This window comes from Paraburkholderia rhynchosiae (genome assembly GCF_002879865.1).
Classification (GTDB): Bacteria; Pseudomonadota; Gammaproteobacteria; order Burkholderiales; family Burkholderiaceae; genus Paraburkholderia; species Paraburkholderia rhynchosiae.
The window spans coordinates 1-11,534 of the sequence record NZ_PNXY01000007.1; the positions used below are offsets into that span (position 1 = coordinate 1).

Sequence of the window (11,534 nt, forward strand, 5' to 3'; positions counted from 1 at the left end):
CATAACTTTCGACGACTGCGCATCCGCTTCGAACGTCTTGCATTCATCCATGAAGCCTTCATGAAAATCGCCTGCTGCATCATCTGCTGGCGAAAACTGAAGAACTCATTTTGTTAACGCTTGTAAGCCGCTTTCTGGCCGTGTGAAAAGCACGGCGCCCAAACAAATGCCGTTCGGTCTCTGACCTGAACGGCATTTTTGCTTTTTGAAGCGCATCGCTGAACAGAGCGTCTCATCTCTTTCGACACCCTCCCTTTAGCACTCCTGTCGCTCTTCGGCAGACTCACATGCAACGGGAGTTGGTCCACGCACAACACTTTTCCCCGTTCAATCGCCTGGGCATGGACGCACATGCCGTCTGCGCAAGCTTTCGCGCGCGTGGCACGGTCGATGCATGACAGCCGCCACCGCAAGTCGTGTAGTTCCCAACATCGATTGAGCCGAGGTGCGTCATGTCGAGTGTGCAAGGTCAACGCCGGTCCATGCATTCGCGAAGCCGGTCTGTGCCTCAAGGCATCTCTCGCCGTAGCAGTGACTATTTCGCCGGCCTGATGCCGCTCGGGTTGCGTGCTGCGGGCTTCATCGGTCGCGGGCCGAAAGAACTGTGGCCGTATGTGTTGCCGTGGGTCTTCGCATTGCTCACCATCAGCTTCTTCTGCCTTGTCGTGCGCGGCGTGCTCACGCGGCAACTATTGGTGCCGCCGGTCGAAGTGCCGCAATCCCTCGTGACTCGCGGTTATACGTCCCCGGACAAACGCCTGCAGACGGCACAAACAACGCGCGGCAACGTTGAAACCAACGCGGCCTCAATGGCCTGATCGAAGTACGTCTTGTTCGTTACGACACTCAATGGAAGGGAATGATCGATGGAAAATTTCGAGGATGCATTTAAGGCGTTGATCGGAAACGAAGGCGGTTATTCCTTCAATCCGGCTGACCCCGGTGGCGAGACGATGTGGGGCATCACAGCGCGCGTCGCACGCAATCAGGGCTATAACGGCGCCATGAAGGACCTGCCGCTCGACACCGCGAGACAGATCGCCAAACAGAAGTACTGGGACCCGTTGCATCTGGACGAGCTCGATGCACGCGTGGCCTTCCAGATTTTCGACGCCAACTACAACGGCGGACTCGTGGTGTTGTGGATGCAAAAGGCGTCCGGCGCGAAAGAAGATGGCAAGTTCGGTCCAGACACATTAGACGCGGTGAAAAACACGGACCCGATGAAGTTCGTCATGCGCTTCGCGGCGTATCGCCTGCGGTATCTGAGAAACCTGCATACGTGGTCGAGTTTCAGCCGCGGTTGGACGGACAGAATGGCCTCTAATCTTCTTCTGGGAGCAGCATGATGGACTGGTCAACAGTAGCGACGAATATCGGCCGCACCGCCCCGCTTCTTGCGGGACTCGTTGGTGGCCCGGTCGGTATCGGCGTATCGGCCGCCGCCGCGATCATCTCTCATGCGCTCGGCACGCCCAGCGATCCGGCTTACGTTGAGCCGGCATTGAACGATCCGGGCGCGCTGGAGAAGATCAGGCAAGCGGAGAACGCCAACGCGCTCCAGTTGCAACAGCTCACAGTCGCCGCCGCACAGGCGCGCCTTGCGCACGAGACCGACATGGCGCGCATCGAAACCAGCGATCGCGCCGGCGCACGCGCCATGGCAATCGCGAACGGCGATTGGGTTCCTAAAGTACTCGCTATGACGGTCACCGCCGGCTTCTTCGGCATTCTGCTGCTCATGGCCTTTCAGCCTTTGCCGGGCGTCAACAAGGATCTTGTCAACGTAATCGTCGGCGCGCTGGGTACGGCGTGGATCAGCATCATCGGCTACTACTTCGGCACTTCCGTTGGATCGATGAGAAAGACTGAGTTGCTCGCCAAGCCCAGCGTTCCGATCACACCGGATAGCGCCGTGACGCTGCGAGAACCGGCAACGCCGTCCGCTCCATCGGCGCCAGCGGCAGTCGCCGTGCCCCACGTCGATGTGTTCCAGCCATTCGCGCCCGGCGGGCAGGGTCCGATTTTCTCGGGCGCTTCATGAGTCATTGCCAACCAGGACGGCGCACGCGGCGAGCTTGGCGACTCGCCTCATCATTTGTCTCAAATTCAGCAATGAAGTTTACCTAAATCGCTCATTACTCTCTCCGGGTCGCAAACCTACAATGCAATCACTGGCTACGAACAACTATGTTTGTAGCGCGATAAAGACCGAAATGGAGGTAGTTAATCATGAAATCACTTATTCAAGCCGTTGTTATCGCCACTGTGCTGGCCGCTCCTGTCGCTTCATTTGCGCAGTCCAACCAGCCCGCGACTCGCGCTCAAGTGCGCGCCGAACTGATTCAACTGGAAAAGGCCGGCTATGAGCCGAGCCGTTCGGATATTTACTACCCGGCTGACATTCAGGCCGCACAGGCTCGCGTCGCCGCGCAGAACGGCACCGCACAGCCGGCAGTGTCGAGCTACGGTGGTGTGGCAAAGGGCTCGTCGGAATCGGGCCGCACGGTGCCCGCTAACGGTGCGAAGTCGATTTACTTCGGTAATTGAGCTGAGTGTTTGCAAATGAACTGGCCCGCGACCGGTTGTTCCGATCGCGGGCCAGTTCGCTATTCGTTACCTCCGTCATCGGCTACCGATGACTTCGCCTGGACCTCGCCGGTCCGGGCGCTTTTTCCCGCGCGGACAGTTGCGCGTGCAACCAGAGAATCGACCAGGCCGAAGCAGATCAATCGCGAGCGCTCAGATCGCCCACCTGGCCGCGGCCAGTGACGAGGCAGCTCGACAGGAAATTTTCGCCCTGGCTGCTAGCGCCGGCGTCTCCGAAACCTTTTTTCAGCGCGTTCGCTTTTACCAGTTCCGCGCCCTGGTGGCACGTGATCGTCCCTGTTTCTCCGGCCTGAGCGCGCATCAGTGCCCGGTCGGCCATCAGATAGCCAAGCAACAGCACCACCGCAATATTGAACGCCTGTCTCATCGATTGTCTCCTCTTTCGAAGAGACTAACGCGAACCATCGGCGCACGGTCTTAGGGGTTTCCCGATTCGCGCCTATTTGCCGATGCCGATCAAATTATGCCGCGTCAAGTGATGGTGCCGCCGTGGCGGCCGCGCCGCGCTGTTGCATCCGCTTTGGGATGCCCAAACCGGCCACAAAAAGAACAAAAGAAAAATGCATGAGATACAGCGAATACAAAAAACCCGAAAACTGAATTGCGGCACGCGAGAACATGGCCGCACGCAAGCGAATGTTTTCCAAATATACCCACACACGGCCGAGTCAAAAACGCGCCTCGATGTCCCGGATTCGCTGTTCTATCGATTGACGCACCAGTGCGTTGGAAGGCACCAGCAGCAGCGACGATGCGATGATGTGATAGACCTTGTTTCGCCGCACCTTCGAGACCTTTTGCGGGTCGAGCCACGCATCGTTATCCACGAGCAGCAGGAGCGTTTCGAGCCCAATCAGAATGGGCCATAAACACGCGAGCCGCAGTCGTACGGAAAACGCGGGAATGGCGAGCGTGTAATCGAGCGCTTCACGGAAATGGTCGAGCGTCTTGCGCAGAAGATCGATCATCAGCGCACGCGCACGCAGCGAGCTGGCCGGCAGCAGAAGATCTTGCGGGCTCAGGCCGTGCTGATCCAGCATTGTTTGCGGAAGATAGCAGCGGCCAATCCGCAGGTCCTTGCCGCAATCGCGCAATACGTTGGTCATTTGCAGTGCTTTGCCGAAACGCACACCACGACGCGCCATAGTCTCGGGCCGCTCTTTCAGCGTGCCCGGCATATGCGCGTAAGTCATCGTGGTCCAGAATTCGCCGACGCAGCCCGCCACCAGATACGTATAACGGTCGAGCTCGCGATATTCGCGCAGCGCCGCGATGCGGCCCGAACGTTCATCGGGGAAAGTGCGCAGGTCGAACTCCATGCCCTCGGTCAAAGTCGATACGATGTCGCGCACGGCCTTGCGATCCGACTCGCTCAATTGCATCAACGCGTCGAGCGCGGGACCGAGCGATTCGAGTAGGACCTTCTCGTCCGACTGGCTCTGCTGGCCCGCTACCTGAGCGGCCATGCGCTGAAACAGTGCACCATCGATCGCGACACCGTTGACCTGGTCGCGCAACGAAAGAAGCAATTGAAGGCGCTGCTCCGGCGCGATCAATGAAGTATCCGCAATCGTGTCGGCGGCGCGCGCCAGCAGATAAGCGAGGCCGATCGGGTCGCGCATCCCCACCGGCAGCACGCGCAGCGTGAGATAGAACGAGCGTGAAACGCCTTTCAGGAGCGGGCCGAGAAGAAAACCCCGGGTCGGATTCGGCATGGGTGCAATGTTAGTATTGGCAAAAATCAGGCGGTGCCGAATTGTATACGGCAAGGCGCGCTAAGATGCGGGATCGCCTGAATCTCATGCCGACAATGAGCAAAAACCAGAATTCGAATCTTGAAGCCACCGCTACGCGTACTCGCCGGCCTAGCCTGCGCCTAACCTATGTGATCGGCAGTCTCGACCGCATCTTGCGGCGCCGTATGAGTGAAGCGCTCGCGCCGCTCGGCTTGACGCTCGCGCAATTTACCGCGCTCTCCGTGCTCGAAGCGAAGGGCCAAGCGTCGAATGCGCAGCTTGCCGAGCGTTCGTTCATCACGCCTCAATCGGCCAATGAAGTGATGAACGCCATGGCGAGCCGCAATTGGGTGAGCCGCGAGCCCGACCCCACGCACGGCCGCATCGTGCTGCTGCAATTGACCGATGAGGGGCGCGCCGTGCTGCGCCAATGCGAACAGGCGGTGAAGACGATCGAGAAGCAGATGCTGGAAGGCATCGAACTGGAAGCGGCCGGCTCGGTGCAGCGTCACCTCGAAACTTTCGTCCGCAATCTGCGCGGTTAGACTCGCCGCGGAGTCCATGCACTTTAATAAGGATAGCTAACATACGCCGTCGTGAATTGGCCGGCGAAGGCCACGTCAGTGTGATGTGCGGCCATTAAATAACTGCCGCTACGCCTCTGCCCGTTCGCTGCGTTCCTCTCTCGCTTCCATAAGCCGTCGCGGCGCGTTTGTAAGCGGCCTTGCCAGTACATCTTTTGTACTTTTGTGCGCGCGAGGAACAACTCTTTCAATTTTGCGCATGCGTCGTTGCGTCGGCAGAGAAGCGCCGCTCGTCGCGCGTCAATCGCTTTTCACCTTGTCGTCTCTCAAGATGGCCCTGGTCAAGCATTGGCGGGGCAAATACAATGGCGAGCGTCCGACGCGCCACTCACCTTATCGCCGCGGACAACCGGGAACGCACCTTGCTCATTGATCAGCTTAAGCAATGAAAGGATCGTCTACGATCCGTCGCATCATCGCTCCCTCGCACTTGAATTGCACACGATAATGACCATCCACGAATCCCAGACCTCTCCTCGCACCAACGTCGAAACGGGCGTGCCCGGTCTGGATGACATCCTGGGCGGCGGTCTGGTCCGCGGTGGCGTCTATCTTCTCGAAGGCATGGCGGGCGCGGGCAAGACGATTCTGTCGAGCCAGATCGGCTTTCACCGCGTGAGCCAGGGCGAGAAAGTGCTCTACATGACCCTGATCGCCGAATCGCACGACAAGCTGCTCGCGCATCTCAAGGGCCTGAGTTTCTTCGACGAGAAAGCCGTCGCTCAGCAGATGCTGTTCGTCTCCGGCTATCACGAACTGATGCAGGACGGCCTCGACGGCTTCCTTAAACTGATTGCGTCGAGCATCTACGATTACCGGCCGAGCCTGATGATCATTGACGGCTTTCGCAGTGCGCGCGAGTTCAGCGAAACCGAGTTGTCATTGTCGAAGTTCATTCATGAATTGAACGCGCTCGTTGCAGCAATGGACTGCACGACGCTGCTGCTGGCGCCGCTGTCCGGCAACGAGCCGCATCCCGAACATACGCTGGTCGACGGTCTGATCGAACTGAACCGCTATAGCGATGGCATGCGCCGCGCGCGTGAAATCGAAGTCCATAAGATGCGCGCGCGCAATCATCGGATGGGCAAGCACTACTTTCGAATTTCCGAAAGCGGGTTGCTTATGTTCCCGCGTCTCGAAGCGCAGTGCGCGGTGCCGGCCGGACCGGTGGATCTGAAAACACGGGTCGGCTTCGGTTTGCCGCATCTCGACACGCTGTTTGGCGGCGGTCTGTCACAAGGCTCGACCACCACGTTGATCGGACCGTCGGGAGTCGGCAAAACCATGCTTTGCCTGCAGTTTCTATCAGCGGGCGTGGAGCGCGGCGAACGCTGTCTCTATCTCGGCTTTTATGAAGGACCGCAACGATTGATCGGCAAAGCCGAGGCCGTATCGATTGCGCTCAACGACGCGCATCTGGATGGCCGGCTCATGATCCAATGGCAGCCCGCCATCGAACTTGCCGTCGACGAAATCGCGGCCACCGCTCTCGCCGCCGCGAAGCAGATAGGTGCGACACGGATGGTGATCGACGGTGTCGAGGGCTTCCGCGATTCCGCGTTGCATATCGAGCGCTTCGGCCTGTTCCTGAACGCGTTGCTGCATCAGTTGCGTGAAGCCGGCGTTACGACATTGGTGACCGAGGAGTTGCCGCTCTATCCCGACTACGGCCATTCGAGAAGCATGCGTGTTTCCGCGCTCACGGAAAATCTCGTGGTGCTTCGTTACGCCGAAACCGAAGCGGGTCTGCGGCGCGCGATCTCAATCGTGAAGCAGCGGGAAAGCGCTCATGACCCGTCTACGCATGAACTCGTGATTTCGTCGCAAGGGCTCGACGTCATCGAAAGTCCGCTCAGCACCGCGATGTCCGCGGCGCCGGGCTTGTCCGCGACGTTGCAGCCGCGGCGACCGGCGTAGCCGCTCATGAAAACCATTCTGGTTGTGGATGACGAATTCGACATCCTCACGGTCTGGCGGCTGCTGCTCGAACGTCATGGCTATACCGTGCTGACCGCATCGAATGGGGCCGTTGCACTCGAGCAGATACGCAGGACCCGGCCCGATATTATCGTGTCGGACTGCATGATGCCGGTCATGTCGGGGCTGCAACTGTGCGCGGCACTGTATGCCGACCCCGACTTGCGCACGATTCCGATCATTCTGTGCAGCGCGGCCGCGGATATTTCCGTGCAGCCCAACCCGTTTATCGAATATGCACGCAAGCCGATCGCATTCGACGCGCTGCTGGAAATGCTCAAGCGAGTGTCGATGTAGCGGCCGCTTCGCGCCTCGTCAGACCGATTCCACCACCAGCGCGCCGACGTCTGCAATCGCCGCATTGCAACGCGCCGCGTTGCCCGCGGTCTCCGTCAGATAAACGGCCACAAGCACGGGGCCGCGTCCGGGCGGCCACAAGATCGCCACGTCGTTCGCAGTGCCATGGTCGCCTGTGCCCGTTTTATCGCCCACACCCCAGTCTTTCGGCAGCTTCGCGCGAATCCGCGCGCCGCCGGTTTCATTGGCCGCGAGCCACGCCAGCAATTTCGCTCGCGACGACGAGGACAACCGCTCGCCCAGCACGAGTTCGCGCAGATTGCCGAGCATCGCGTTCGGCGTCGTCGTATCGCGTGGATCGCCGGGAGTCGCTTCATTCAGCGTGGGCTCATTACGGTCCAGACGCGTGATGCCGTCACCGAGACTGCGCGCAAACGCAGTCAACGCAGCAGGACCGCCAAAGCTCGCCAGCAGCAGATTGGCTGCCGTGTTATCGCTTAGCGTGATTGCCGCCTTGCACAGCTCGGCCACAGTCATGCCGGCGTTGCCGGTGCGCTCGCGCGTATGTTTGGATGTCGCCGGCGAGTACGACACGAGCTCGCTTTGCGAGTAGACGATGCGCCGTTGCAAGTCTTCCTCACCGCGATCCGCTCGGGACAATATCGCCCCGGCGGTGAGCAGTTTAAATGTGCTGCACATCGGGAAGCGTTCGTCCGCATGCAAGCCGGCGTGCAGACCCGATGCCGTGTCGATAATCGATACGCCGAGCCGTCCACCGCTTTCTGCTTCGATCTGCTTGAGCCGCGCGCGGATCGCATCGGCCCTGGCCAACTCGCGCCCTTGCGCAGGGACCTTCGTTGCGCCCGTTGCTTTAGCCGATGCAGCCGTCCTGCTCCATGCGCTGGCACTGCCAGTCGCAATCCCAGCTATCGAAAGACCCAGCATCGCGCCCGCGAATTTTCTTCTCGTGATCATTGCCGCTCCTTGTGTGAAGCCGCAACTATCGGTTTTCCGGGCTTTTCTGACAAACGATGATAAGTTAATGCGCTCACAAGAAAAACTTATGCCCCGGCCATGAGACCTTATCTTCCGCTTAATGCACTGCGCGCCTTCGAATCGTCCGCGCGGCACTTAAGTTTTACCCGCGCGGCGCTCGAACTGAACGTCACGCAGGCCGCTGTCAGTCAGCAGGTCAGAATGCTGGAGGAGCGTCTCGGCACCACGCTATTCAGGCGTCTGCCGCGCGGCCTCGCGATGACCGACGAAGGCCTCGCGCTGCGTCCCGTGCTGACCGACGCGTTCGATCGCATCGAAGCCGTGCTCAAGCAATTCGAAGGCGGCCATTTTCATGAAGTATTGACGGTCGGCGTAGTGGGCACGTTCGCGGTCGGCTGGCTGATGCCGCGGCTCAAATCGTTTCGCGACGCGCATCCGTTTGTCGAATTGCGGCTTCTGACCAACAACAACCTGGTCGATCTCGCCACTGAGGGTCTCGACTTCGCGATCCGCTTCGGCGACGGCACGTGGCCCGGTTCACTCGCCACGCGGTTGCTCGATGCGCCGCTTACGCTGCTATGCACGCCTGGAATTGCCGCGCGATTGTCGAAGCCCGCAGATCTCGTGGCCGAAACGCTATTGCGTTCGTATCGCGCCGACGACTGGATCAACTGGTTCGCAGCCGCAGGCATCGCACCGCGACCGATTCGCGGGCCGATATTCGACTCGTCGCGGTTGATGGTGGAAGCGGCCATGCAAGGCGCGGGCGTCGCGCTCGCGCCCGCACTGATGTTCGATCACGAGATCGACACGGGGCGCCTCGTGCGTCCGTTCGATATCGAAGTGCAGGCGGGCAGTTACTGGCTGACATGGCTGAAGGGCAAACCGATGACGTCCGCGATGCGGCTGTTCAGTCAGTGGCTCGTCAACGAGGCCACTGCACAGACGGCGAGCTAGCAAAGGCTCGCACGACGATGGCCGTTCATCGCGGGACGTTCGGCTTGTTGCGGAAACACGTTCCATGAGCCATCGTCGTGACGAAAGAAGAAGATTGACAGCAAGCCGCTCGGACGCAGTGCTTCAACACGCACAAAACGCTGATGCGAGGCGCGGTGGCAAAACTCCACGACACGTGCGGGCATCGACGGGGTAGGTGCGAGCCATTTGTCGACGGCCCAGTGCAAGGTCTTTTCAGCGGTGGCCATGATGTTCTCCTCGATTCCGTTACGCTTGAATATCCGGGTTCGGTGCAGTGAATCACGCAAACTGGGCTGCAACGCGGCCGCCCTTTACGCCGCTTTCGACGAATGCCTTCACGAGACACATCAGCACGTGCATGCCGGTACGCGGATGACGCAAGCTGCAATGCACCTGTTCGCTGCGGCTTTCGCCGAGCAGCACCCACGCACAAAAGTGTTCGCAGTTGTTGGTCAGCAGGCGATAACGGTTTTCGCCAAGACGTGAACGAGCGCGGCACACGGCCTCTTCGCCGATGTAGCGTGCGCAGGGCGTCGCACGAATCGACAGCGGATGACCGGCCGCGAAGCGGTCCAGTTCGACTTCTTCGACCGGGCCGCGATGCGCCGAACCCGCAAAGCCCGCGTAATGAACCACGCGGCCGTTGCCCACATAAATGCCGTGATGTTCATAGCCGCTGCGGGCCGAGACGAGATGTGCGCCGATCGGCAAGTCGATCGTGGATGCCTGTTCACCGCCGGCTTCACTGCTCGTCTGAAGAAGGTTCGTGTTCATGGCTGGCCTCGTTTTGTTTCCAACACTGTTGCGAGGTCTTTTGCATCATTCGGGCCATGTGCGTAAAGCCCTTTGTTTACGGGGCTTCCAGAGAAACTCGGGGACTTTTCTGGGCGCCTGTGTGGGCCATGAACCGACAGAAATCACGTCGATGTGTTGGCGCGCGCCGATCTTTTCATGTCGCGACCCAAGGCGGTTGAGAATGCCTTTATAGCGCTCGGTAACCGGCGCCAATAACGGTGGCGGCAAGACTATTGGCAATGTGTTGGGCATCGCACCGGTTCAAGCGCGCACTTGTTGGCTGCGGCCCGACCTATCGAGTTGCGCGCCACGTTGCACGGCAAGCAGGAATGCGCCGAACCCCCGACCAGTCAACGCGTTGCGAAAGAACGCCGACGCGGCGCGCAAATTGGCATAGCACTTGCACCATCCCGTCCAGATCCTTTAAAACCGCGCGCGTTGCGCACGCGGCAACCGGAGAACGAAATGGCTTCTATTTCTGTGCACGACCTTTCGCTCAACCTCGCGCTTGACCGTAAAGCGATGGCGGCAATCCGCGGCGGCGGCGGAGCGCCCTGGGTGTATGGCTGGATTCAACCGTATGTACGGGAAACCCCGAGCATTGGACCGGTCGTCAACCTGTACGAGGTGTCCAACAACTTCTATGCTAACCAGATGATCAACCAGTTCCAGTCGGTCGACGTGCGCAATACCGGCGCGAACTCGAACATCAGTGTCTCTCCTGACGCACGTAGCAGAAACGATATGGTGTAGCCGTTGTGACCTGCGCGAGCCAATTTCGATGGACGTCGTCCGCGCGTTCCGACGCGGGACGCGTGCGTGACATCAACGAAGATGCCTGCCTCGACCAGTCCGCTCTCGGACGCTGGGCCGTCGCCGACGGCATGGGCGGGCACGCGGTCGGCGATCTCGCGAGCCGCCTCGTGATCGACGCACTGAAACGGCTCGCGCCGCCCGTCAGCATGAAGGCGTTTATCGCGGACGCACGCGCGCATTTGCAGGTGGCCAATCGTCAGTTGAGAGAGGAAGCCGCGCGCCGCCAGGTACAGCGCATCGGCAGCACGGTCATCGTGCTGCTTGCGTGCGACCGCTTCTGCGGCTACGTATGGGCCGGCGACAGCCGCCTCTATCTCGTTCGCGACGGACAACTACGCCAGCTCACGCGCGACCATAGCCAGGTAGAAGCGCTGAAATCGCTGGGCGTACTGACTGACGAAGAAGCGCGGCATCATCCGGCGCAGCATATGATCACCCGCGCCGTCGGCGCAACGGACCTGCTCGAACTCGACGACGACGCGATAGAAGTCGCCGACCGTGACGTCTTTCTGCTTTGCAGCGACGGGCTGAGCAATGAGGTCAGCGAGGAAGACATGCTTTCCGTGTTGACCGCGACGGCGCATGGCAACGCGTCGGATCAACTGGTGAAGCTGGCATTGGAGCGCGGCGGCCGCGACAATATCACAGCGGTCGTCGTGCGCGCCGAAGATCCTTATGCCGCCGATAAAACGCTGTTGAACCCCGCACCGTGAATCCGATTGGCTTCTTCTAAATAGGCGCG

15 protein-coding genes and 2 pseudogenes are annotated in these 11,534 nt (G+C 60.0%); 11 read left to right on the forward strand and 6 right to left on the reverse strand.

Going from position 1 to position 11,534, the window contains the following annotated elements; genetic code table 11:
- From C0Z16_RS11680 to C0Z16_RS11700, 5 genes and pseudogenes are all read left to right on the forward strand, one after another.
- Positions 1-117, forward strand: a pseudogene (locus C0Z16_RS11680) (IS5/IS1182 family transposase); the annotation flags it as partial.
- 365 nt (positions 118-482) lie between these two features.
- Positions 483-746 (forward strand): annotated as a pseudogene (locus tag C0Z16_RS11685) (tetratricopeptide repeat protein); the annotation flags it as partial.
- Between the two features lie 120 nt (positions 747-866).
- Positions 867-1,349: a glycoside hydrolase family 108 protein gene (locus C0Z16_RS11690; protein ID WP_102632314.1), complete on the forward strand. Its 483-nt coding sequence runs from the start codon at positions 867-869 to the stop codon at positions 1,347-1,349.
- Positions 1,349-2,044: a hypothetical protein gene (locus C0Z16_RS11695; protein ID WP_102632315.1), complete on the forward strand. Its 696-nt coding sequence runs from the start codon at positions 1,349-1,351 to the stop codon at positions 2,042-2,044. Before C0Z16_RS11690 ends, C0Z16_RS11695 begins: the two co-directional genes overlap by 1 nt.
- A 188-nt stretch (positions 2,045-2,232) precedes the next feature.
- Positions 2,233-2,550: a DUF4148 domain-containing protein gene (locus C0Z16_RS11700; RefSeq protein WP_102632316.1), complete on the forward strand. Its 318-nt coding sequence runs from the start codon at positions 2,233-2,235 to the stop codon at positions 2,548-2,550.
- 178 nt (positions 2,551-2,728) lie between these two features.
- On the opposite strand, the gene C0Z16_RS11705 is transcribed toward C0Z16_RS11700, so the two are convergent.
- The 3 genes from C0Z16_RS11705 to C0Z16_RS11715 all read right to left on the reverse strand — a co-directional run bounded on the left by C0Z16_RS11705 (position 2,729) and on the right by C0Z16_RS11715 (position 4,325).
- Entirely contained in the window at positions 2,729-2,977 is a 249-nt protein-coding gene (locus tag C0Z16_RS11705; protein WP_102632317.1) for a hypothetical protein, read from the reverse strand.
- A gap of 94 nt (positions 2,978-3,071) precedes the next feature.
- The gene (locus tag C0Z16_RS37730) at positions 3,072-3,242 is read right to left on the reverse strand and encodes a hypothetical protein (protein ID WP_208638627.1); all 171 of its coding nucleotides are present in this window, start codon (positions 3,240-3,242) and stop codon (positions 3,072-3,074) included.
- 36 nt (positions 3,243-3,278) lie between these two features.
- Positions 3,279-4,325 (reverse strand): phytoene/squalene synthase family protein, encoded by a 1,047-nt coding sequence (locus C0Z16_RS11715; protein ID WP_102632319.1) that lies wholly within the window; start codon positions 4,323-4,325, stop codon positions 3,279-3,281.
- An 86-nt stretch (positions 4,326-4,411) separates the two neighbouring features.
- Between C0Z16_RS11715 and C0Z16_RS11720 the strand changes: the two genes are divergently transcribed.
- The 3 genes from C0Z16_RS11720 (at position 4,412) to C0Z16_RS11730 (ending at position 7,207) form a co-directional block, all read left to right on the forward strand.
- Entirely contained in the window at positions 4,412-4,891 is a 480-nt protein-coding gene (locus C0Z16_RS11720) for a MarR family winged helix-turn-helix transcriptional regulator (RefSeq protein WP_175130744.1), read from the forward strand.
- A gap of 486 nt (positions 4,892-5,377) precedes the next feature.
- Positions 5,378-6,850, forward strand: coding sequence for an ATPase domain-containing protein (locus C0Z16_RS11725; protein WP_102632321.1), 1,473 nt, complete (start codon positions 5,378-5,380; stop codon positions 6,848-6,850).
- A 6-nt stretch (positions 6,851-6,856) separates the two neighbouring features.
- Positions 6,857-7,207 carry a response regulator gene (locus C0Z16_RS11730; protein WP_102632322.1) on the forward strand — a complete coding sequence of 117 codons (351 nt, stop codon included), beginning with the start codon at positions 6,857-6,859 and terminating at the stop codon, positions 7,205-7,207.
- An 18-nt stretch (positions 7,208-7,225) separates the two neighbouring features.
- On the opposite strand, the gene bla is transcribed toward C0Z16_RS11730, so the two are convergent.
- A complete protein-coding gene (bla, locus tag C0Z16_RS11735) occupies positions 7,226-8,182 on the reverse strand; it encodes a class A beta-lactamase (RefSeq protein WP_102632323.1) in 957 nt (318 codons plus the stop codon).
- A gap of 99 nt (positions 8,183-8,281) precedes the next feature.
- Between bla and C0Z16_RS11740 the strand changes: the two genes are divergently transcribed.
- A complete protein-coding gene (locus tag C0Z16_RS11740; RefSeq protein WP_102632324.1) occupies positions 8,282-9,160 on the forward strand; it encodes a LysR family transcriptional regulator in 879 nt (292 codons plus the stop codon).
- Here the strand turns inward: C0Z16_RS11740 and C0Z16_RS11745 are convergent.
- Together C0Z16_RS11745 and C0Z16_RS11750 are read right to left on the reverse strand one after the other, a co-directional pair.
- The gene (locus C0Z16_RS11745) at positions 9,157-9,408 is read right to left on the reverse strand and encodes a hypothetical protein (RefSeq protein ID WP_102632325.1); all 252 of its coding nucleotides are present in this window, start codon (positions 9,406-9,408) and stop codon (positions 9,157-9,159) included. The genes C0Z16_RS11740 and C0Z16_RS11745 overlap by 4 nt on opposite strands.
- A gap of 52 nt (positions 9,409-9,460) precedes the next feature.
- The gene (locus tag C0Z16_RS11750; protein ID WP_102632326.1) at positions 9,461-9,955 is read right to left on the reverse strand and encodes a lecithin retinol acyltransferase family protein; all 495 of its coding nucleotides are present in this window, start codon (positions 9,953-9,955) and stop codon (positions 9,461-9,463) included.
- A gap of 486 nt (positions 9,956-10,441) precedes the next feature.
- Here C0Z16_RS11750 and C0Z16_RS11755 point away from each other — a divergent pair, with 486 nt between their 5' ends.
- Together C0Z16_RS11755 and C0Z16_RS11760 are read left to right on the forward strand one after the other, a co-directional pair.
- Entirely contained in the window at positions 10,442-10,729 is a 288-nt protein-coding gene (locus C0Z16_RS11755; protein WP_102632327.1) for a hypothetical protein, read from the forward strand.
- A 5-nt stretch (positions 10,730-10,734) separates the two neighbouring features.
- On the forward strand, positions 10,735-11,505 hold the full coding sequence (locus C0Z16_RS11760; RefSeq protein ID WP_102632328.1) for a PP2C family protein-serine/threonine phosphatase: 771 nt from the start codon (positions 10,735-10,737) through the stop codon (positions 11,503-11,505).
- Positions 11,506-11,534 lie beyond the last annotated feature (29 nt).